Here is a 21,776-nt window from a genome sequence, read left to right as displayed (position 1 = left end):
TTAGGCTCCTGTTTCTTGGGTTCGGGCCTTACTTCCGGCTTTTTTCACCTCTGCCTTGGGTTCCGGCTTCTTTTCCACCTTTTTGGTGGGTTCGGCCTTCTTCTCCTCCGGCTCGTCGGTGCCGTAGGTCACACGGATACGGGCGGGCGAACCGCCGATGCCCAGAAAGCCGCTCTTGGCACGCTCCAAGATTTCCAGAGACACGTCGTCCCGCTCCAGACCCAACTGGGTCAGTGCCTTACGGACAGCTTCCTCCTCGGTCTTGCCCGTTACTTCGATATAGCTCATAGACAAAACTCCTTATTCGTAGTGCTTTTCATCATAGGCACGGCCACGTGCATAAGGCCGCTGGCCCACACGTCCGTTTTCATTGGTGCCGCTGTGCTTTTCCTCGCCGCCCTGCTTTTTCTTCTTGGGCTGGGGCTTACGGTCATTGCGGCCACCGCCGTTCATCTGCTGCTGGGCCATGAGTTCCTTCTGCTTCTGGTACTTGGCGTAGCGCTTTTCACGGGCGGCCTTTTCCTTCTCGGTCTCCTCACGATCCAGGATCTTATTGAAGTACTTGTTGAGAGTCACCTCCTGGATCAGGGAGAACACGGTGTTGGCGATCCAGTAGATGCACAGTGCGGCGGGCAGCATATAGCCCATCCACAGGGTCATCAGGGGCATCAGGTACATCATGGTCTTGGCGGAGCCTGCGCCCTCGGTGCTGTTGGTGCGCATGGTGATGATGCTCATCACCAGCTGGGCCGCCGCCGAGATCACAGGCAGCAGCAGGATGCCCCACACGGGCCAGCCGCCGCCGGGGAACTGGCTCAGCAGCGTGGAGGGCTGAGACGCCAGATCCATCCCAAGGAAGCTGTAGTTCAGGTCCACCAGACCATCGAACTTCCCGGCGAAGCTCTCCCAGTGCTCATGGATGAATTTGGCCAGATAGATCTGGTCATAGGTGTTGTTGCTGGCCTCATAGCCCAGCGTACCTGCCAGCGTGCCGATCTCCTCGATGACGGAGGTGGACAGGCTCATGAAGTACCGCAGGGGGGTACGGATGATGGCGTACAGGGCGATCAGGATGGGGAAGGGGATAAAGGACCACAGGCAGCCGGACATGGGGTTCACGCCCTCACGGGCGTACAGGTCCGCCATCTCCTGCTGCTGGCGCTCCCGATTGTTGGCGAAGCGGGTCTGGATATCCTTCACCTTGCCCTGCATCCGGTTCATCCGGAGCATACTCTTCTTGCTCTTGAGCTGGAAGGGCAGGATCACCAGCTTCACCACCAGAGTGAAGAGGATCAGAGCCAGACCGTAGGACCCGGTGAGACTGTAAAACAGCCGGGTCAGCCACGCAAACGGCACGCAGATATAATAGCCGATTTGTGCAAACATGGGGTAGATACCTCCGTTTTATAATGGGATGGGAAAAACGAGGCTGTTGCGTCAGGGGACAGGGTCATACCCGCCCTTGTGGAAAGGATGGCATCGCATCAGACGGCGCAGGGCCAGAAGGCCGCCCTTGGCGGCGCCGTATTTCTCCACCGCCTCCACGGCATACTCCGAGCAGGTGGGGATATAGCGGCACCGGGGCGGAAAAAGAGGGGAGACGGAGGTCTGGTAGAACCGGAACAGCTTCAAAAGCGCCCGCTTCATGCCGTCTCCTCCGGCACGAGGCCCGCCTGCCGCAGCAGGCGGAGATACGTCTCGTCCAGCTGCTGATAGGTGCTGCGGACGGCCCGCCCACGGGCCACTAAAATCACGTCGAAGCCCGGCTGCATCTCCGGCTTGTGGAGCCGGTACAGCTCCCGGAAGCGGCGGCGCACCCGATTGCGGACCACGGCGTGGCCCAGCTTGGTGCTGACGGTGATCCCCAGACGGGACTGTCCCTGACGGTTTTTCTGCCAATACAGCACCATCTGCGGCGACACCAGACTCTTGCCCTTGCGGTAGATGCGGCGGAACTCATAATTTTCTTTTACCGTGACGGCTGCCTTCATAGCGTCCTCTTTTACCAATCTGAATTACATAGACCAATAGGGACGGCGGTTTTTCCCATCCACCGTCCCTGTTTGATTATCTATGACCGATGCACTTTCCGTGACCTCAATGGGTCAGGCGAGCACGGCCCTTGGCACGGCGGCGAGCCAGCACCTTACGGCCGTTGCGGGTGGCCATTCTCTTGCGGAAGCCGTGCTCCTTGGAGCGCTGACGCTTCTTGGGCTGATAGGTACGGAACATTGCATGACACCTCCATCTTTTGTAAGATCAGGCGGCAGAAAAAGCCTCTGCCGCACATACTCGACGGCGGGTGGGAAGCATTCTCCCACGGCCGCAGTTGACATTCGTCAGGCGCTTAAAATTAGCGCATTTGTCATTATACATGAGCTTTTTCCGCCTGTCAACAAAAATCTGAAGGGGAAAAGAGCGGGTTCTTATGAAAAGCGGTGTGTTTTTTCGGCAAAAGCCTGAAATCTGGTGGTTTTCCTCCGGTTTTTCTCCCTACATCTTGTGCCTTCCGGTGCGTCATTTTTTGCAGCTTATATTAGAATAAGTGTAGACTTTTCCGGGGGTTTCTGCTATACTATTCTCGGATAAATTTTTTTCAAATACAGAGATAGAGATCCATCAGGGGGAAAGGGGCGCTTTCATTGAATTCCATTTCTGACGTATGGCAGAGCGTACTAAGCCGATTACAGGAGCAGCTCAGCGAGACCACCATCCGCACATGGTTCGACGAGGTGGACGTGGTCACCATGGAGGACTCCGCCTTCGTGCTGCATTGCAGCAACTCCTTCAAAAAAAGCACCATCGAGACCCGTTTCATGAAGCACATCAAGGCGGCGCTGAAGGACATCTTCTCCTCCGATCTGGAGGTGAAGATCCTCAACGACGAGCAGCTGGCTGCCTATCACGGTGTGGCCCCGGATCAGCCCGGTTCCCTGCTGGATTCCGACGCCTTCACCTTCGAGACGTATGTAGTGGGGCCGCAGAACAAGCTGGCCTATGCGGCGGCACGGGCCGTGGCGGATAAGCCGGCGGAAAACTTCAACCCTCTGTTCATCTACGGCGACTCCGGACTGGGCAAGACCCATCTGCTCTACGCCATCGCCCATCAGGTCAAGCGCAAGCGGGAGGACCTGCGGATCGTGTACATCAAGGGCGACGACTTCACCAATGAGCTGATCGCCTCCATCCGGGAGGGCAGCAACGCCGAGTTCCGGGAGAAGTACCGGCAGGCGGGCATCCTGCTGGTGGACGATATCCAGTTTATCGCCGGCAAGAAGCAGACTCAGGAGGAGTTCTTCCACACCTTCAACACCCTGTATGAATCCGGGCGGCAGATCGTGCTGACCTCCGACCGTCCGCCCCGTGAGATGACCCAACTGGAGGATCGTCTGCAAAGCCGCTTCGTGTCGGGCCTTATGGTGGATGTGGCCCCTCCCGACTTCGAGACGAGACTGGCCATCATCAAGAACAAGGCCGCCATGCTGGGGGTAAAGCTCCCCGACGAGATCTACGGCTACATCGCCGAGAACGTCACCGCCAACGTGCGGCAGATCGAGGGGACCCTGAATAAGCTGCTGGCCTACCGGGATCTGCTGGGGGATCAGGTGGACGAGCAGTCCGTGGGCCGTGCCGTCCGGGATATGCTGCAAAAGAGCAACGAGTACATCCCCTCGCCGTCGGTGATCATCAGCTATATCTGCAAGTATTTCAGCGTGGAGGAGGATGTGCTCCGTGGCCAGCGCCGGGGTCGCAACGAGGTCAACGCCCGGCAGATCGCCATGTACCTCATCCGCCGCATGACCAATCTCTCCCTCAACGACATCGGCAAGGAATTTGGTGACCGGGACCACACCACGGTGCTGCACTCGCTGGATAAGGTGGAGAAGCAAATGCGTACCGACCCCGCCTTTGCCGAGGTGGTGAAGGAGATCACCACCAACATCAACGCCAAGCGCTGACCCCTACTTTTCCACAAGGCTCTGTGGATTCCACAGGGAAAAGCTGGGGAGAAGAAAACACCGTCGTTCCCTGTGGAAAAAGGGGAGGTTTCGTCCACAAACAGCGGTGGAGAACAAACCGTGTCGCAGCAAGGGTTTGCGCCGGTTTTCCACAAGAAAATTCTCTACTGCGGCTGTTACTGAATAAAAGATTAGTTTATGTTCTCTTTCTGAGAAGCATGACAAAAATCGTTCGACAAGAAAGGAAGAAAAATATGCTCCGTTTCTCCTGCGAAAAAGCGCTGCTGCAAAGTGCCGTCAATACCGTATCCCGTGCCGTGGCCGCCAAAAGCTCCATCCCTGCGCTGGAGGGGATCCTTGTAGAGGGCAGCGACCGGCTGACCATGTCGGGCTACAATATGCAGACCGGCATCCGCACCGCCTTTGAGGCCGAAGTTCACGAGGAGGGCCGCATCGTCCTCAACGCCCGCCTGTTCGGTGAGATCATCCGGAAGCTGCCGGACGATCTGGTGGTATTTGCGGCGGATGAGAAATATATGGTGCGCCTGACCTGCGGCGACGCCAGCTTCGAGATCATGGGCCTGTCCGCCGAGGACTACCCGGAGCTGCCGGAGGTGGATGACGAGTACTCTGTGGCTATCCAACAGGGGACCCTGAAGGCCATGATCAACCAGACCAGCTTCGCCGTCTCCACCAACGAGACCCGTCCCATCCACACCGGCTCCCTCTTCGAGATCAACGAGCAGGGCCTGACCATGGTGTCCGTGGACGGCTTCCGTCTGGCTCTGCGGCGGGAGCCGCTGGAGCGCATCGACGGCGGCGCTTTCCGGTTCGTGGCCCCCGGCTCCGCCCTCAACGAGGTGGAGAAGATCTGCGAGGACAGCGACAACCTCATGACCATCATTCAGGGCAAGCGCCATCTGATGTTCGAGACCGGCTCCACCCAGCTGATCTGCCGCCGTCTGGAGGGCGAATTTCTGGATTACCGCAACGCCATCCCCCGGAATAATCCCATCTCCATTCTGGTGGATACCAAGGCCATGCTCAACAGTCTGGACCGTGTCAGCGTGGTCATCAGTGAGAAACTGAAAAGCCCCGTCCACTGCATCTTTGATGCCGGCCGGGTGTATCTGTCCGCCAAGACCGGCAACGGCGAGGCTAAGGACATCTGCCCCGTGGAGGGCGACGGTCAGGGGCTGGAGATCGGCTTTAATAACCGCTTCTTCATGGACGCCCTGCGCTATGCCCCGGCGGAGAAGGTGAAGATGGAGCTGAACACCGGCATCTCTCCCTGCATCATGACCCCCGTGGAAGGGGAGGAGAATTTCCTCTATATGGTCCTGCCGGTGCGGCTGAAGGCATGATAACAAACTGAAATATAGAGAGAGGATTATACGGATAGTTGTTGAACGGGGCGTTTTGCTTGTCTCCGGCAGCCTGTTTTTCCAGTAGCTTTTTATGCCTCCGGCGGCATACTTTTTGCCAACAGCAGCAAAAAGTATGCAAAAAACGCCGCTTGAAACCGATGGTTTCAAGACTTCCTTTACTCTCAAGAGTTGCGTTCGTTATGGGACATAGTGGGAATTGACTCAGCAACAGACCCGCTGCCGCTCCCACTCTGGTGGAGGAAATGTTGCGTTTACCGCTGGGGCAATCCGTTTCCCACGGTAGAACAGCACGTTCCTTCAAACTCCCAATGCAGCGGCAGCGTGAGTAGAAATACGCCAATTCCCTTTTTCGGCAGGACTTAGACCACAGCTCTTGCAAACGAGAAGGAAGTGCAGAAACCATGGGTTTCTGCTGGCGTTCTTTGGGTACTTTCTGCCGCTATTGGCAGAAAGTGACCCGCCGGAGGAACAAAAGAAAAACTGCTGGGAAAAGTGGGCCGTCGGAGACACGTTCCCTATGCAAAAGGGTCTATTGAAAGAAGATCACCCGTCGGAGGAAAAAAAGAAACCCCACCTCATTACCTCACAGGAGGACATCTATGGAAACCATCACCATCACCACAGAATACATCAAGCTTCAGGACCTGTTGAAGCTGGCGGCCGTCACCGCCACCGGCGGCGAAGCCAAGCTCCTCATTCAGGAGGGCCAAGTGCTGGTCAACGGCGAGGTCTGCACCCAGCGGGGCAAGAAAATCCGCCCCGGCGACGACGTGGAGGCCGAGGGCCTGCACTACGGCGTGCGCTATGCGGATTGACGCCCTGACGCTGGAGGGCTTCCGCAACTACGACCGGCAGGCCCTGACCTTCCACCACAGCTGCAACGTCATCTACGGCGAGAACGCACAGGGCAAGACGAATCTGCTGGAGGCCATGGTCTATCTCTCCTGCGGCAAGTCGCCACGGGCCAGAGCGGACCGGGAGCTCATCGGCTTCGACCGGGACAAGGCCCGCATCCTGGGGCAGATGTTTACACGGGACCGGGAGTTCCGCACGGAGGTGGAGCTGTTCCGTGGCCGCCGCCGCAAGGCCAGCGTCAACGGCGTTCCCGCCAAGAACAACGCCGCCCTCTCCGACGTGCTGCACACCGTGTTCTTCTCCCCGGAGGATCTGATGCTCATCCGGGAGGGGGCTGCCGCCCGCCGGCGGTTCATGGACCTGTCCCTCTGCCAGCTGCGGCCCCGGTACGGGGAGGCACTGGCGGAATACCACCGGCTCTATGAGCACAAGACCCGCATTCTCCGGGACAGCGGCGACTACCCCCAGCTGCTGGCCACCCTGCCGGACTTCAACCGGCGGCTGTGTCAGGTGGGAGCGGTGCTGATCCACTACCGGGCCAGATATTGCCGGGCACTGGCAGAGTATGCGGCGCAGGCCCACTACGAGTGCTCCGGCCAGCGGGAGGAACTGGAGCTGCGCTATCAGACGGTCAGCACCGTTCACGACCCCTTTCTCCCGCAGGAGCAGCTGTTTGCGGCCCTGATGGAGCATCAGCAGAGCCATGAGCAGGCGGAGATCGCCTCCCGTCTGTGCCTCTCCGGCCCCCATAAGGACGATCTGGAGGTGCTGGTCAACGGGCGCAGCGCCCGGCAGTTCTGCTCACAGGGACAGGTCCGCACGGCGGCGCTGGCTCTGAAGCTGGCGGATCGGGAAATTCATAAAAACACCATGGGGGAATACCCCATCATGCTGCTGGACGACGTGCTGTCGGAGCTGGATCCCCGGCGGCAGGAGTATGTCCTCAACCGCATCGCCGGGGGGCAGGTGTTCATCACCTGCTGCGAAAACGACCGGCTGGACACCCTGCTCTCCGGCAAGGTGTTCCATATCCGTGGCGGGGAGGTGCTGGCATGAGCTATCTGCACATCGGCAAGAACGTCATGGTCAGCCGCCGCCGCATCATCGGCGTGTTCGATCTGGACATCACCTCCCAGTCCCCCCGGACCAGAGAGTTTCTGGACCGGGCGGAGAAGGACGGCGTGGTGCTGGACGCCTGCGACGATATCCCCAAGTCATTTCTGGTGTGCGACCACCCTTACCATAAGCAGCTGGTCTATATCTCCCAGCTGAACACACAGACGCTTCAGAAGCGCACGGAAAACGATCAACCTGCCGTCACCGGCGGGCAAGGAAAGGAAAGAACCCATGTCTGAACTGGAAAAAGTAACCGCCGTCACCACGGAGTATGACGCTTCGGAAATTCAGGTGCTGGAGGGACTGGAGGCGGTGCGCAAGCGCCCCGGTATGTATATCGGCTCCACCTCCGCCTCCGGATTGCACCATCTGGTCTACGAGATCGTGGACAACGCCATCGATGAAGCGCTGGCGGGCTACTGCACGGATATCACCGTTACCATCAACGAGGGCAACACCATCACCGTCACCGATAACGGACGTGGTATCCCCGTGGATATCCAGAAGCAGACCGGCCGCCCGGCGCTGGAGGTGGTATATACCGTACTGCACGCCGGCGGCAAGTTCGGCGGCGGAGGCTATAAGGTCTCCGGCGGTCTCCACGGCGTGGGCGCCAGCGTGGTCAACGCCCTCTCCGAGTGGCTGGAGGTGGAGGTACACAAGGGCGGAAAGATCTATCAGATGAAGTTCTCCCGTGGCGCCATCACCCAGGAGATGACCGTCATCGGTGACACCGACCACACCGGCACCACCGTCCGCTTCAAGCCCGACGGCGAGATGTTCGACACGCTGGAGTACGACTACGAGACCCTCCACACCCGGATGCGGGAGCAGGCGTTTTTGAACGCCGGTCTGCGGATCTCCATTGCTGACCGCCGCCCCGGACAGGAGCAGGAGGACACCATGTGCTACGAGGGCGGCATCCGGGAGTTCGTTACCTGGATCAACCGCAACAAGACCCCGCTGCACGAGGAGGTCATCTACATGGCCGGTGCCAAGGGAGACTCCACGGCGGAGATTGCCATGCAGTATAACGATAGCTACGCCGAGACCATGGTCTCCTTTGCCAATGACATCCACACCCCGGAGGGCGGTATGCACGAGACGGGCTTCAAGGCGGCCCTGACCCGTGTGCTCAACGCCTACGGCATCAAGTACGGCATGATCAAGGAGGGGGACAAGGTCTCCGGCGAGGACGTCCGGGAGGGCATCACCGCCGTGATCTCCGTAAAGCTGACGGAGGCCCAGTTCGAGGGCCAGACCAAGGCCAAGCTGGGCAACGCCTATATCCGCACGCTGGTGGACGGCCTTGTCTCCGACCAGCTGTCGGTGTATCTGGAGGAGCATCCGGTGGTGGCCCGCACCATTCTGGATAAGGCGCTGACGGCCAACCGGGCCAGAGAGGCCGCCCGCAAGGCCAGAGAGTCCATCCGCCGCAAGACGGCGCTGGGCGGCGCCGCCATGCCGGATAAGCTGCGGGACTGCAACGAGAACAATCCGGAGCTGACGGAAATTTATATCGTGGAGGGCGACTCCGCAGGCGGCTCCGCCACCCAGGGCCGTGACTCCCGGTTTCAGGCCATTCTCCCCCTGTGGGGCAAGATGCTGAACGTGGAGAAGGCCAGAGCCGACAAGGTATACGGCAACGACAAGCTCCAGCCGGTGATCACGGCGCTGGGCGCCGGCATCGGGGAGGAATTTGACCTGAATAAGCTGCGGTACCACAAGATCATCATCATGGCCGATGCCGACGTGGACGGCGCCCATATCCGGACGCTGCTGCTGACCTTCTTCTTCCGGTTCATGCGGCCCCTCATCGAGGAGGGCTACGTCTATTCCGCCGTGCCGCCGCTGTATAAGCTGACCCGTGGCAAGCAGCAGCGGGTGGCCTACACCGACGAGGAGCGGGACGCCATCTCCTCCGAGATGCGGGACGGCAACCCCAATGTGAAGATCGACATCAACCGCTATAAGGGCCTTGGCGAGATGAACCCCCACGAGCTGTGGGAGACCACCATGGACCCGGAGAAGCGCACTCTGCGCCGCATCACGCTGGACGACGCCGTCAAGGCGGACGAGACCTTCACCGTCCTCATGGGCGAGAAGGTGGAGCCCCGAAAGGAGTTCATCGAGAAAAACGCCAAGTACGCTGTGAATCTGGATTATTGATCCCCAATCCTCTGACAAGGAGTAACAATATATGAGTAAGAAACCCCAATACGATCCTGAGGAGATCCGCTTCCCGGACCAGCACATCGTCGAGCGCTCGCTGGTGCCGGAGATGGAGAAGTCCTACATCGAATACGCCATGTCCGTTATCGTGGGCCGGGCGCTGCCCGACGTGCGGGACGGCCTGAAGCCTGTCCACCGGCGTATTCTCTACGCCATGTACGAGGACAACCTCACCAGCGACCGCCCCTTTAAGAAGTCCGCCACCTGCGTGGGCGACGTGCTGGGCCGGTATCACCCCCACGGCGACGCCTCCGTCTACGACGCTCTGGTGCGTCTGGCACAGGATTTCTCCATGCGTTATATGCTGGTGGACGGCCACGGCAACTTCGGTTCCGTGGATGGCGATCCCCCCGCTGCCTACCGTTACACGGAGGCCCGTCTTTCTAAAATTTCCAATGAAATGCTGCGGGATATCCGGAAGGACACCGTGGACTGGGACCCCAACTTTGACGAGAGCCGCAAGGAACCCCGTGTGCTGCCCAGCCGCTTCCCCAATCTGCTGGTCAACGGCTCCTCCGGTATCGCCGTGGGTATGGCCACCAATATCCCACCCCACAACCTGCGGGAGGTCATCGGAGCCTGTATCCACGTGCTGGATGATCCCGATGCCACGCTGGCGGATCTGATGACCTATATCAAGGGTCCCGACTTCCCCACCCGTGGCCTCATCATGGGCCGCAGCGGCATCCGTGCCGCCTACGCCACCGGCCGTGGCCGGGTGGTGATGCGGGCCCGCCACGAGTTCGAGGGGTTCGGCCACGACCGCACCCGTATCATCATCACGGAGCTGCCGTATCAGGTGAATAAGCGGATGCTCATCAAGAGCATGGCCGATCAGGTGGAGGACAAGCGTCTGGAGGGCATCTCCGACATCCGGGACGAGACGGACCGCAACGGTATGCGGATCGTCATCGAGCTGAAGCGGGACGCCAATCCGCAGGTGGTACTCAACCGCCTGTTTGCACAGACCCAGCTGCAAACCACCTTCGCCATCAATATGCTGGCGCTGGTGAATAACCAGTCCCAGCCGAAGATCCTCTCCCTGCGCCACATCATCGACGAATATCTGGCCTTTCAGGAGGAGATCATCGTCCGCCGCACCCGCTATGACCTAAAGGACGCACAGGCCCGTGCTCACCTGCTGGAGGGTCTGCTCATCGCACAGGACAACATCGACGAGGTCATCCACATCATCCGCACCAGCTACGACAACGCCAAGGAGAACCTTATGTCCCGCTTCGGGCTGGACGATGTGCAGGCACAGGCCATTCTGGATATGCGCCTGAAGGCGCTGCAGGGGCTGGATCGTGAGAAGCTGCAGGCGGAGTACAAGGAGCTGGAGGAGAAGATCGCCTACTTCCTGAAGGTGCTGTCCGACGACGCTCTGGTGCGCTCCATCCTGAAGGAGGAACTGTCCGCCATTGCCGAGAAGTACGGCGACGACCGCAAGACGGAAATTCAGGACGTGGAGGACGAGATCGACATCGAGGACCTCATTGAGGAGGAGGAGTGCGTCTTTACCCTGACGGAGAACGGCTACATCAAGCGCACCGCCGTCAGTGAGTACGCCGCCCAGAGCAAGGGCGGCATGGGTAAGAAGGGCATCACCACCCGTGACGAGGACACCGTGGTGGATGTGTTCACCGCCTCCACCCACGACTATCTCCTGTTCTTTACCGATACCGGCAAGGTCTACCGCAAGAAGGGCTACCAGATCCCGGAGAGCGGCAAGACCGCCAGAGGCACCAACATCGTCAACATCCTGCAGGTGGAGCAGGGGGAGAGGATCCAGACCATGCTCCACTACCGGGAGGCCGGGGAGGGCCAGCTGTACCTCTTCATGACCACCCGCAACGGTACGGTGAAGCGTCTGCCGGTGGAGACGCTGAAGAATCTCCGCAACAACGGCATCCGGGCCTTGACGCTGGACGAGGGCGACGAGCTTATCAACGTGCAGGAGACCGACGGCAGCCAGCGCATCCTCATTGCCACCCACGACGGTCAGGCGGTGTGCTTCGACGAGACGGACGTGCGTGCCATGGGCCGCACCGCCGTGGGCGTCCGGGGCATCCGCCTGCGGGAGGGCGACTATGTGGTGGGCGCCGCCAGAGCCGAGGCCGGCAAGACGGTGCTCTCCATCACGGAGCGTGGCTACGGCAAGCGCACCCCGGTGGAGGAGTACCGCATCACCAGCCGTGGCGGTCTCGGTATCCGCAACTATATGGTCACGGAAAAGACCGGATCCATTGTGGGCATCAAGGTGGTGGACGGGCAGGAGGATCTGCTGCTGATGACGCAGGCGGGTATCCTGATCCGCACGGCGGTAGACAGCATCCGCATCGCCGGCCGGGCCACGCAGGGCGTTATCGTCATGCGCTTTAAGGAGGAGGGCGACCACGTCATCTCCATGGCGCTGGCGGACCGGGAGACGGAGAAGGAAACCGCCCCGGCAGAGGAATAAGCCATGGGGAAGAAAAAGGAGCAGTACTGCCCCCTGACCCGGTGGCAGTACTTCACCAAGACCCTGTACCACGATCCCTCCTCCACGGGGGAGTTCACCTATGACGGTGTGGTGTACCGCAAGAGCGAGGCCCTCCAGACGGTGGAGAGCCGAAACTCCCGGCTCCAGATGGGGCTGGTGGGCCTGATGTTTCTGGCCTTTGTGCTGGCTACCTATTTCCGCAGCGCCATGCCGCTGGCGGCAGGCATCCTGCTGATCGTGGCGGGGCAGGCTCTGCGTCTGAGCCGTCTGCCCAAGGACATCCTGTCCCACCTTACCGACACCGGACGGAGGGAGCTGTGATGGAATCATTACAGGTCATCGCCCGCATCCATACGGAGCTGCCGGAGAAGTTCGGCGTGCCGCGCCAGAGCGGGCTGGTGCCACAGCTGCGGGGCCGCATCGTCTTTGAACCGGCCTACCGGAATCCGGACGCCGTCCGGGGACTGGAGGATTTCTCCCATCTCTGGCTCATCTGGCAGTTCTCCGAAGCCATCCGGCAGGACTGGTCCCCTACGGTGCGGCCACCCCGTCTGGGGGGCAATCGCCGCATGGGGGTCTTTGCCACCCGTTCTCCCTTCCGCCCCAACCATCTGGGCCTGTCCTCGGTGCGGCTGGAGCGGGTGGAGCAGAGTGAGGCGCTGGGGCCGGTGCTCCATGTCTGCGGCGCAGACCTGATGGACGGCACGCCCATTTTTGACATCAAGCCCTACCTCCCCTATACCGACAGCCATCCCGATGCCGTGGGGGGCTTCACCGACGGACTGGAGAGCCGCTGCCTGCGGGTGGAGTGTCCGCCCCGGCTTCTGGAGTGCATCCCGGCGGACAGCCGGGAGGGCCTGCTGGGCGTGCTGGCGGGGGATCCCCGTCCCCGGTATCAGGAGGACCCCCAGCGGGTATACGGCATGGGCTTTGCGGGGCAGAACGTGCGATTCACCGTGGACGGGGAGACTCTCACCGTGCATTCCATTGACCCGCTGGAGAAGTAACGCCAATATAGAACGGCATAAGGAACAACGATGAAGGCTGTAACCATCTGCACCGACGGGGGTAAAACCGCTATGCGGTTTTACCGGTGATGCCGTTCTGCTCGCCCCTTGCGGGGCCACCGCAGAATATGGCGGACGGGCCCGCCGGGTCAGGGCCGCCCGATAAAACCATTGGGAGCAACACAAGAACGCCTATGAAAACTGTAACCATCTACACCGACGGGGCCTGTTCTGGCAACCCCGGTCCCGGCGGCTGGGGAGCCATTCTGGAGTGGAACGGTATCGAGAAGGAACTCTCCGGCGGCGAGCCGGAGACCACCAACAACCGCATGGAGCTGACGGCGGTGATCCGGTCGCTGGCTCTGCTGAAGGAGCCGTGCATCGTGGAGCTGTACTCCGACTCCAAGTACGTTATTGACGCACTGGAGAAGGGCTGGGTCTGGGGCTGGAAGAAGCGGGGCTGGGTGAAAAGCGATAAAAAGCCCGCTTTGAACGTGGATCTGTGGGAGCAGCTGCTGCCCCTGATCCAGACCCATCAGGTACACTACCACTGGGTGAAGGGCCACGCCAGCAATGAGAAAAACAACCGCTGCGACCAGATGGCTGTGGCGGAGAGTAAGAGGTTCTGAGAAATTCACAGAAAGTTCATGTGGATTTCATGATTCTGCCATCTTTACAGGGTATTATCTTACTCGTACAAAGGAACCATTCCTTATGTGATTTTCTCTCTCTCCTAACAAACACACAGCAAAAACGCCAGCCCTTGGGGCTGGCGTTTTTGCGTCTCTCCTGCAAGAAAATATTTTTCTGTGCAAGGAGAGGTTTTTCTGTTTAAGGAGAGGCTTTTCTGTTTCAGGAAAGATTTTCCCTGCTTGTCGGGGAACTTTTTGCGTCCGTTTTTCAGGGGGATATTTTGGCCTGCCTGACCAAGTGATTTTTTCGGCTGCCTGATGAAAAAGTGTTTGGCTCTGCTTGCCGAGAAGAATTTTCGTCTCCCTGTCGGAGTCATTTTTTCGCCTGATTGCGGGGATGGATTTTCCCTTTCAAGGGGCAGCCGAGCCTGTCCATGCGGACAGGCTCGGCACGATTTTGGACGGATCGGACAGACAGGACGTCACACGCCACGGAAGAAGGCCCGGATGGCTGCCTCATCGGCGGCGACGCTTCCCTGAGCGAAGCCGCTGCGTCCGCCGCCCCGACCGTGGAGGGCGTCGTTCATATGCTTCACGAACTCCCGCAGGTCTGCTCCCGGATGGATGACGGCGTACTGATACTGCTCCCCCTCTCCGGAGAACACGGCGCATCGCCCGCCGCAGGTACGGCTCACGGCGTCGCACAGCCGTCGGGTGCCGTCTCCCGCCAGATCGTGCCGCACCAGCAGCACCTCTCCGGCGTCCCGGTACTGCTCTGCCAGCAGCCGGAACAGCTCCTCCTCCAGTCCGGCGCACCGGGCCTTCAGGGAGAGGACCTCCCGGCCCTGCCGTTCCACAGCTGCGGAGGTGTCGCCGGGCTTCACCGACAGCTGCTGCCCGATGGATCGGTTCTGCTGCCAGCTGCGGCACAGGTGGGCCATGGCCCGGCCGCCGCACACCAGCTCCAGCCGCACCCCCTCCCGGAGCTTCTGGCAGGAGAGAAATTTCACCAGCCCCACCTGCCCGCTGCCGGAGACATGGGTGCCGCAGCAGGCGCACAGATCGGCCCCCGGAAACTCCGTCAGCCGCACCGTCCCCGTCAGGGTCTTTTTGCTGCGGTAGGGGAGGGCCTCCCGCTCTGCCGGGGAGGGGAATGTCACTCGGCAGGGGTGATCCTCCCAGATGTATCGGTTGGCCTGCCGCTCCACCTCCAGCACCTGCTCCCAGCGGATGTCGGCGTTATAGTCGATGGTCACGACATCGGTCCCCATGTGGAAGCCCACATTGTCGCAGTGGAAGGCGGCGCACAGCATCCCGCTGACGATATGCTCCCCGGAGTGCAGCTGCATATGGTCAAAACGCCGCTGCCAGTCAATGGCGCCGTGGACGGTGCTGCCCACCGCCAGCGGCCCGGCGCAGGTGTGGCAGACGACCCCGTCCCGCTCCTGCACGTCTGTGACCGCCACGCCGCCCAGGACGCCGTGGTCGGCGGGCTGCCCGCCCCCCTCCGGATAGAAGGCGGTGCGGTCCAGCACCACCAGATACCGGCCCTGCTCCTCTTGGCACGACAGCACCGCAGCGTCGAACTCCCGGAGATAGGCGTCCTCATAATAGAGCTTTGTGGTTTCCATAGGCGTCTCCTTTGCGTTTTTTTCCATTATGCCACAAACGCCGCCCCATTGCAACGCCGCCTATTCCGCCAGCGCCGCCAGCTCCTCCGCCGTCAGCCCCGGCTGCACCGCCAGCGAGATGCCGTAGCCCAGCAGCCGCCCCAGTTGTCGGACCTGCCGATCGATGTCTCTGGGGGTCACATACAGCCCCTGCGGTGCCGCTTCGGTGCCGCTGCCCAGCGCCGCCCCGTCGATGACCGTAGGCACTCCCACAGCGATGACCGGCACCCCTACCGTCTCCCGATCCACGGCGGTGCGGTGGCTGCCCACCCCGGAGCCGGGGATCAGCCCCGTATCCGCCAGCTGGACGGTACGGCACAGCCGCCGGGGACTGCGGGCCGCCAGCGCATCCACGGCGACGACGGCTGCCGGGCGCACCGCTCCCGCTGCCGCCCGGATCAACTCACAGGTCTCCATCCCCGTCCGGCCCAGCACCTCCGTACACAGGGCGGAGAGCTCCCCTATGCCCCGGAACGGCTCCTGCCCGCTGCGGACCAGATGCCGGGTCACCAGCAGATGATCCACCGCCGTGGGGCCGATGGCGTCGCAGGTCATGTCCCGGTTGCCGATGCCCGCCGTCAGCACCGGTCCACGGGGCAGGAGCTCCGCCAGCAGGGAGGCAAGACACGCCGCCTGCTGCGAAAAGGGCTGGCTCTCCAGCTCCATGGTGACATAGCGTCCCACGGGCTTTCCCAGCGCTCTGGCTCCCGTCTCGTCCAGGATCCGTACCTCCGTCACGGAGACGCCCTGCCGCCGCTCCGTCCGGGTGACTACCCCGGAGAGTTCTCCGGCTGCGGGGCCGCCTGCCTGCAAATTTTCCGCTGCCTCCAGCGCCAAGTCCGTCCGGATCTGCGTCATACTTGTGTTTCCCCCTCCCGTTGTGCCACAAAATGTGGTAGATTACGGGTAGTTTCCCGCAAAAAATAGGGAATATGCAAAAAAGAATGGCAAAAATTCAAAAAGTGCTTGCAATTTTCAGATAAAGATGTTAAAATATCATCCTGCGTGGATGTTTCATTCCAACGCAGCTACTTTATCGTCGGGGAGGTGTTTGGTTTGCCGAATATCAAGTCTGCTAAGAAGCGTGTGCTGGTGTCCGAGGCTCGTAATGCCCGCAACAAGGCCAATCGCTCTGCACTGAAGACCGCTATCAAGAAGTTCGAGGCTGCTGCCGTGGAAGGCAATCGCACCGAGGCCGAGGGCGCTTACAAGGTCGCAGTGAAGTCCATTGACAAGGCTGCTGCCAAGGGTCTGCTGCACAAGAACAACGCTGCTCACAAGAAGAGTGCGCTGACGCTGAAACTCAACCAGATTGGCTGATCCAAACCAAAGGACACCTGCCGGGTGTCCTTTTTTTTGCCCGGCCGTCGGAAAGTGCGGCCAACAGGGGAAAAGACACAACAGAGCGTAATTTTTCAAAGAAAAATTACGCTCTGTTGTTGGTCAAGTGCCGTTTTGCGGCTTATTTGTAGTAGTCCGTGCCGTCCTCGATGACCATGGGCAGGCCGTTGTGGTACACCGGCAGGGTCTGGAACTTGAAGCGACTGGCCCTGTGCATCCGGTCGATCTTCTCCCGGACGGCCTCGTCCGGGCAGACGCCCCGGCGGATATACTCGTTGACGGCGTGATAGGAAAAGCCCAGATTGTCCTCGTCGGTGAGGCCCGTCAGACCGTCGGAGGGGGGCTTGATGAGGAACCGCTCCGGCAGGCCCAGCGCCCGGCCCAGAGCAATGACCTCCTCCGTGGTGTACATCCCCAGAGGGGAGAAGGCACCGGCGCTGTCGCCATAGATGGTGCAGTAGCCCACCCAGTCCTCCGACAGGTTGGAGGTGTTGAGGACGATGCCTCCCTCCACGGACTGGGCCACGGCATAGAGGGTGGCCATACGGATGCGGGAGGGGAGATTCACCACGGTCTGGCGGCTGGGGGTCAGGCCCGCCTGCTCCAGCTGGGACAGTACCCCCGCCACGGCATCGTGGATGTTGCAGGTGCAGTGGGGGATCTGCAGATGCTCCACCAGCGCTTGAGAGTAGTCGATATCCGGCTGAATGCCGTCGGGCATCAGCACGCCATAGACGTGGTTCCGGCCATAGGCCGCCACCGCCATGGCCGCCACGGTGGAGCTGTCCTTGCCGCCGGAGATGCCGATGACGGCGGTCTTGCCGCCGCAGCCGGCCATCTGCTGGCTCATCCACTCCAGCACCCCGGCAAGCTGGAGCTGTACGTTGAATCCGCTCATGTGATCCCTCCTGTGAATGGTTGATGGATGGGGGAGGTGTCCCCGTTGATGGCTTATTGTACTCCCATTTTCCACAAAATGCAACTGCCGCCCGCTAGGGGCTGCGGAGGGATTTTCCGTATTCCATAGAAAACCGGCGGAAAAGGATCGGATTTCCGGCTTTTCCCGCATTTTCTTTTGGCAAACGACGTGGTAGAATATAGAACAGATCAGAAAAAACGACCCCAAGGAGGAATTCTATGAAGGATAACAAACTGGGTATCATGCCCATCTCCAAGCTCATTTGGAATATGTCCCTGCCCATCATCGTGTCGATGCTGGTGCAGGCCCTATATAATATCGTGGACAGCGTGTTCGTCTCGCAGGTCAGCGAGCAGGCCCTTACCGCCGTGACGCTGGCCTTCCCGGCCCAGAACCTGATGATCGGTCTGGCCACCGGCACCGCCGTGGGCGTCAATGCCCTGCTGGGCCGGGCGCTGGGCGCCGGGGACGGCAAGCGGGCCGATCAGGTGGCCATCAACGGCATTTTCCTGGCGGTGGTGGGCTTTGTACTCTCCGCCGTGCTGGCCCTGTGCTTTGGGGGGACCTTCTTCCGCACCCAGACGGACATCGACTACATTGTGGATAACGGCATCACCTATCTGCGCATCTGCTGCTGTGCCTCGCTGGGAATGTTCTGCCAGATCATGTTCGAGCGCCTGCTGCAGGGTACCGGCCGCTCCATCCTCTCCATGTACACCCAGGGGCTGGGCGCCATCGTCAACATCGTGCTGGACCCCATCTTCATCTTCGTGTTCAAAATGGGCGTGGCGGGTGCCGCTGTGGCCACCGTTATCGGCCAGTTCTGCGGCTGCGGTCTGGCTCTGTATATGAACCTGCGGAAGAACCACGATCTGCACCTTCGGTTCCGGGGCTTCCGGCCGGACTGGAAGATCGTGGGCAATATCTATGCCATCGGGTTGCCCTCCGTGGTGATGGTGGCCATCGGCTCGGTGATGACCTTCTGCATGAACAAGATCCTCATCACTTACCACTCCGCCAAGGAGACGGCGGCTACCGCCTTCGGCATCTACTTCAAGCTCAACAGCTTTGTCTTTATGCCGGTGTTCGGCCTGAACAACGGTGTGGTTCCCATCGTGGCCTATAACTACGGCGCTCAGAATCGCCGCCGCATGATGGAGACCATCAAGCGCAGCGCCATCTATGCCTCCTGCATCATGGTGCTGGGTATGGCCATCTTCTGGGCCATTCCGGGGACGCTGGTCAGTATCTTTAACGCCACGGAGACCATGAAGCAGGTGGCCGTTCCGGCCCTGCGGATCATCTCCCTGAGCTTCTGCACGGCCGGGGCCTGTATCGCTCTGGGCAGCTCCTTCCAGGCGCTGGGGAAGTCGGTGTACTCCATGATCACCTCCATCATCCGCCAGCTGGTGTTTCTGGTACCCATCGCCTATGTGCTGGCCCGCTACGGCCAGTCCATAGGCAACGACGATCTGGTGTGGTGGTGCTATCCCATTGCGGAGATCGCCTCGCTGGGCGTGACGATGCTATTCTTCCTGCGGGTGTACCGTACCGTCATCGCCAAGGTGCCGCTGGACGGCGCTCCCTCGCTGGAGGAGCTGGAGGAGGAGCAGTAAAATTCTTCCATGAAAAGGAGCGGCAGGCGCATAGCGCCTGCCGCTCCTTTTTGCCGCCTCCTTCAGCGGATGAAGTTCGTCTGGTGGCCGCGCTCCGGAGCAGGGAAGTCGTACCCGGCCTCCCGGCCTGCCTGAATGCAGTGCAGCAGCCACGCCATGCTGCGGCCCAGATTCCGCATGGTCTGGAGTCCCTCGCCGTCCAGCATCACATCATCGGGACAGTGGCCGTGGACCATGTTCCAGTAGGTGGAGCCCACCGTTACCATGTTGGAGATGCCGAAGTACTTGCCCAGAGCGTCCAGACTGGCGGTGGTGCCTGCCCGCCGGGCGGAGGCCACCGCAGCGCCGGGCTTTCCGGCAAAGGCGCCGCCTCCGGCGTAGAATACCCGATCCAGGAAGGACAGCACCCGTCCGCTGGGATGAGCGTAATAGACCGGTGTGCCGAATACGAAGCCGTCGGCCTGCCGGGACTTGGCGATGAAGTCGTTGACGCCGTCATCGGTGAATACGCAGCCGTTCTTGCTGCACTGGTTGCAGCCGATGCAGTCCCGGACGGGGCCGCCGTCCAGCTGCACGATCTCGTAGTCGATGCCCGCAGAGGTCAGGGTCTTGCCCACCTCCGTCAGGGCGGTGTAGGTGCAGCCCTTGGGGTTGCAGCTGCCGTTGAGCATTAGAACCTTCATGGGATGATACCTCCTTGAAAATGTGTGATGTGTGGTTTTCTCTTTTATACCCCCGGCGGGTAGCTTTCTCTTTTGTCTCCGGCGGCATATTTTTCCTAATGGGGACAATCCTCTCATGTCTCCGACGGGTGACTTTCTGCCGCTATTGGCAGAAAGTTACCCGTCGGAGACACGTTCCTTATGCAAAGCGCTGCTGTTGACAAAAAGTATGCCTCCGGCGGGAAAACAAAAAACTGCCATTGAAAGAACGCACCTTACCGGTGGTAAAAAATCCACCGGCACGTCCGCAAGATCGATCAGGATGCAGCATCAGCCGCCCCGAAGGTTCGGGACGGCTGATGCTTGAGCGATTAATAGGCCAGCTTCTCCGTCAGATAGGCTTTCAGCTGGCTGATGGGAACACGCACCTGCTCCATGCTGTCCCGCTCCCGGACGGTGACGCACTGGTCGCCGGGATTCTCCCCGTCGCCCACGGTATCGAAGTCCACGGTGATGCAGAAGGGCGTGCCGATCTCATCCTCCCGGCGATAGCGCTTGCCGATGGAGCCGGTCTCGTCGAAGTCCAGCATGAAGTCCTTGCACAGCTCGTTGTAGATCTCCATGGCCGGCTCGCTGAGTTTCTTGCTCAGAGGCAGGATGGCTGCCTTATAGGGGGCCAGCGCCGGGTGCAGCCGCAGCACCACACGCACGTCGTCCTTGCCGTTTTTATCCTGTCCCACGACCTCCTCGTCGTAGGCGTCGCACAGCACTGCCAGCACACTGCGCTCCACGCCCAGAGAAGGCTCCACCACATAGGGGATGTAGCGCTGGTTGGTCTCCGGGTCGAAGTAGGTCAGATCCTTGCCGGAGACGTTCTGGTGCTGGGTCAGGTCATAGTCGGTGCGGTCCGCCACGCCCCACAGCTCGCCCCAGCCGAAGGGGAACAGGAACTCGAAGTCCGTGGTGGCCTTGGAGTAGAAGCACAGCTCCTCCGGGTCATGATCCCGCAGCCGCAGGTTCTCGTCCTTCAGACCGATGCCCAGCAGCCAGTTGTGGCAGAAGGTGCGCCAGTACTGGAACCACTCCAGATCGGTGCCGGGCTTGCAGAAGAACTCCAGCTCCATCTGCTCAAACTCCCGGACACGGAAGATGAAGTTGCCGGGGGTGATCTCGTTGCGGAAGGACTTACCGATCTGGCACACGCCGAAGGGCAGCTTGCGCCGTGTGGTGCGCTGGGTGTTGACGAAGTTGGTGAAGATGCCCTGCGCCGTCTCAGGCCGCAGATACACCGTGTTCTTGGCGTCCTCGGTGACGCCTTGGAAGGTTTTGAACATCAGGTTGAACTGCCGGATGTCGGTGAAATTGTGCTTGCCACAGCTGGGGCAGGGGATGTTGTGCTCCTCGATGAAGTCCTTCATCTCCTGCTGGGTGAAGGCATCGATGGGCTTGGGCAGCTCCACGCTGTTCTCGCCGCACCAATCCTCAATGAGCTTGTCCGCCCGGAACCTCTCCTTGCACTCCCGGCAGTCCATCAGAGGATCGGAGAAGCCGGACAGATGGCCGCTGGCCACCCAGGTCTGGGGGTTCATGAGGATGGCGGCGTCCTGCCCCACGTTGTAGGGATTCTCCTGAACGAACTTCTTCCACCACGCCTTTTTGACGTTGTTCTTCAGCTCCACACCCAGAGGGCCGTAGTCCCAGGTGTTGGCCAGACCTCCGTAAATTTCGGAGCCGGCAAAGACGAAGCCCCGATTTTTGCACAGGGCCACGATCTTGTCCATGGTTTTTTCCGTGTTTTTCATGACGATTCTCCTTTGTATGATGATTTTTCAGCGCAGTTAAAATAAAAAACGCCCTGAACTGCCGACGCAGCTCAGGGCGAACTAAAAAGTCCGTG

At 60.4% G+C, this 21,776-nt stretch carries 22 protein-coding genes; 12 read left to right on the top strand and 10 right to left on the bottom strand.

What is annotated here, in order from left to right; translation table 11 throughout:
• The 5 genes from KJS28_RS12560 to rpmH all read right to left on the bottom strand — a co-directional run bounded on the left by KJS28_RS12560 (nucleotide 1) and on the right by rpmH (nucleotide 2,232).
• Nucleotides 1–288 carry a Jag N-terminal domain-containing protein gene (locus KJS28_RS12560; RefSeq protein WP_228298392.1) on the bottom strand — a complete coding sequence of 96 codons (288 nt, stop codon included), beginning with the start codon at nucleotides 286–288 and terminating at the stop codon, nucleotides 1–3.
• A 12-nt stretch (nucleotides 289–300) separates the two neighbouring features.
• A complete protein-coding gene (locus tag KJS28_RS11155) occupies nucleotides 301–1,386 on the bottom strand; it encodes a YidC/Oxa1 family membrane protein insertase (RefSeq protein WP_213541011.1) in 1,086 nt (361 codons plus the stop codon).
• A 51-nt stretch (nucleotides 1,387–1,437) separates the two neighbouring features.
• Nucleotides 1,438–1,647: a membrane protein insertion efficiency factor YidD gene (gene yidD / locus KJS28_RS11150; protein WP_021859248.1), complete on the bottom strand. Its 210-nt coding sequence runs from the start codon at nucleotides 1,645–1,647 to the stop codon at nucleotides 1,438–1,440.
• The gene (rnpA, locus tag KJS28_RS11145; RefSeq protein ID WP_021859247.1) at nucleotides 1,644–1,991 is read right to left on the bottom strand and encodes a ribonuclease P protein component; all 348 of its coding nucleotides are present in this window, start codon (nucleotides 1,989–1,991) and stop codon (nucleotides 1,644–1,646) included. The genes yidD and rnpA overlap by 4 nt, the downstream gene beginning before the upstream one ends.
• Before the next feature lie 106 nt (nucleotides 1,992–2,097).
• A complete protein-coding gene (gene rpmH / locus KJS28_RS11140; RefSeq protein WP_021859246.1) occupies nucleotides 2,098–2,232 on the bottom strand; it encodes a 50S ribosomal protein L34 in 135 nt (44 codons plus the stop codon).
• A 410-nt stretch (nucleotides 2,233–2,642) separates the two neighbouring features.
• Between rpmH and dnaA the strand changes: the two genes are divergently transcribed.
• From dnaA to rnhA, 10 genes are all read left to right on the top strand, one after another.
• The gene (gene dnaA, locus KJS28_RS11135) at nucleotides 2,643–3,959 is read left to right on the top strand and encodes a chromosomal replication initiator protein DnaA (RefSeq protein WP_021859245.1); all 1,317 of its coding nucleotides are present in this window, start codon (nucleotides 2,643–2,645) and stop codon (nucleotides 3,957–3,959) included.
• A 254-nt stretch (nucleotides 3,960–4,213) separates the two neighbouring features.
• Entirely contained in the window at nucleotides 4,214–5,323 is a 1,110-nt protein-coding gene (dnaN, locus tag KJS28_RS11130; RefSeq protein ID WP_213541010.1) for a DNA polymerase III subunit beta, read from the top strand.
• A gap of 623 nt (nucleotides 5,324–5,946) precedes the next feature.
• The gene (locus tag KJS28_RS11125) at nucleotides 5,947–6,162 is read left to right on the top strand and encodes an RNA-binding S4 domain-containing protein (protein ID WP_213541009.1); all 216 of its coding nucleotides are present in this window, start codon (nucleotides 5,947–5,949) and stop codon (nucleotides 6,160–6,162) included.
• Nucleotides 6,152–7,258, top strand: coding sequence for a DNA replication/repair protein RecF (gene recF / locus KJS28_RS11120; protein ID WP_213541008.1), 1,107 nt, complete (start codon nucleotides 6,152–6,154; stop codon nucleotides 7,256–7,258). Before KJS28_RS11125 ends, recF begins: the two co-directional genes overlap by 11 nt.
• Nucleotides 7,255–7,557: an extracellular matrix regulator RemB gene (remB, locus tag KJS28_RS11115; protein ID WP_213541007.1), complete on the top strand. Its 303-nt coding sequence runs from the start codon at nucleotides 7,255–7,257 to the stop codon at nucleotides 7,555–7,557. Before recF ends, remB begins: the two co-directional genes overlap by 4 nt.
• A complete protein-coding gene (gyrB, locus tag KJS28_RS11110) occupies nucleotides 7,550–9,487 on the top strand; it encodes a DNA topoisomerase (ATP-hydrolyzing) subunit B (protein ID WP_021859240.1) in 1,938 nt (645 codons plus the stop codon). Before remB ends, gyrB begins: the two co-directional genes overlap by 8 nt.
• Before the next feature lie 31 nt (nucleotides 9,488–9,518).
• Nucleotides 9,519–12,011 (top strand): DNA gyrase subunit A, encoded by a 2,493-nt coding sequence (gyrA, locus tag KJS28_RS11105; protein WP_213541006.1) that lies wholly within the window; start codon nucleotides 9,519–9,521, stop codon nucleotides 12,009–12,011.
• Between the two features lie 3 nt (nucleotides 12,012–12,014).
• Nucleotides 12,015–12,353 carry a hypothetical protein gene (locus KJS28_RS11100; RefSeq protein ID WP_213541005.1) on the top strand — a complete coding sequence of 113 codons (339 nt, stop codon included), beginning with the start codon at nucleotides 12,015–12,017 and terminating at the stop codon, nucleotides 12,351–12,353.
• Nucleotides 12,353–13,039, top strand: coding sequence for a tRNA (N6-threonylcarbamoyladenosine(37)-N6)-methyltransferase TrmO (gene tsaA / locus KJS28_RS11095; protein WP_213541004.1), 687 nt, complete (start codon nucleotides 12,353–12,355; stop codon nucleotides 13,037–13,039). Before KJS28_RS11100 ends, tsaA begins: the two co-directional genes overlap by 1 nt.
• A gap of 194 nt (nucleotides 13,040–13,233) precedes the next feature.
• Nucleotides 13,234–13,668, top strand: coding sequence for a ribonuclease HI (gene rnhA, locus KJS28_RS11090; protein WP_213541003.1), 435 nt, complete (start codon nucleotides 13,234–13,236; stop codon nucleotides 13,666–13,668).
• 485 nt (nucleotides 13,669–14,153) lie between these two features.
• On the opposite strand, the gene KJS28_RS11085 is transcribed toward rnhA, so the two are convergent.
• Nucleotides 14,154–15,302: an alanyl-tRNA editing protein gene (locus tag KJS28_RS11085; RefSeq protein ID WP_213541002.1), complete on the bottom strand. Its 1,149-nt coding sequence runs from the start codon at nucleotides 15,300–15,302 to the stop codon at nucleotides 14,154–14,156.
• Between the two features lie 60 nt (nucleotides 15,303–15,362).
• Nucleotides 15,363–16,199: a GPR endopeptidase gene (gene gpr / locus KJS28_RS11080; RefSeq protein WP_213541001.1), complete on the bottom strand. Its 837-nt coding sequence runs from the start codon at nucleotides 16,197–16,199 to the stop codon at nucleotides 15,363–15,365.
• Between the two features lie 198 nt (nucleotides 16,200–16,397).
• Here gpr and rpsT point away from each other — a divergent pair, with 198 nt between their 5' ends.
• Nucleotides 16,398–16,661, top strand: a complete 264-nt coding sequence (rpsT, locus tag KJS28_RS11075) for a 30S ribosomal protein S20 (RefSeq protein ID WP_021859233.1) — start codon at nucleotides 16,398–16,400, stop codon at nucleotides 16,659–16,661.
• Nucleotides 16,662–16,803: 142 nt separating this feature from the next.
• Here rpsT and nadE read toward each other — a convergent pair whose 3' ends face one another.
• Nucleotides 16,804–17,580 carry an NAD(+) synthase gene (gene nadE / locus KJS28_RS11070; RefSeq protein WP_213541000.1) on the bottom strand — a complete coding sequence of 259 codons (777 nt, stop codon included), beginning with the start codon at nucleotides 17,578–17,580 and terminating at the stop codon, nucleotides 16,804–16,806.
• Between the two features lie 239 nt (nucleotides 17,581–17,819).
• On the opposite strand from nadE, the gene KJS28_RS11065 reads away from it, so the two are divergent.
• Nucleotides 17,820–19,217, top strand: a complete 1,398-nt coding sequence (locus KJS28_RS11065; RefSeq protein ID WP_213540999.1) for an MATE family efflux transporter — start codon at nucleotides 17,820–17,822, stop codon at nucleotides 19,215–19,217.
• Between the two features lie 62 nt (nucleotides 19,218–19,279).
• Here KJS28_RS11065 and KJS28_RS11060 read toward each other — a convergent pair whose 3' ends face one another.
• On the bottom strand, nucleotides 19,280–19,900 hold the full coding sequence (locus KJS28_RS11060; RefSeq protein ID WP_213540998.1) for a flavodoxin family protein: 621 nt from the start codon (nucleotides 19,898–19,900) through the stop codon (nucleotides 19,280–19,282).
• Nucleotides 19,901–20,250: 350 nt separating this feature from the next.
• A complete protein-coding gene (locus KJS28_RS11055) occupies nucleotides 20,251–21,681 on the bottom strand; it encodes a glycine--tRNA ligase (protein ID WP_213540997.1) in 1,431 nt (476 codons plus the stop codon).
• Nucleotides 21,682–21,776 lie beyond the last annotated feature (95 nt).

It is taken from the genome of Vescimonas coprocola (assembly GCF_018408575.1).
Taxonomy (GTDB): Bacteria; Bacillota; Clostridia; order Oscillospirales; family Oscillospiraceae; genus Vescimonas; species Vescimonas coprocola.
Note: the sequence above shows the minus strand (reverse complement) of the source record. Positions and strands in the feature narration are given on the sequence as shown.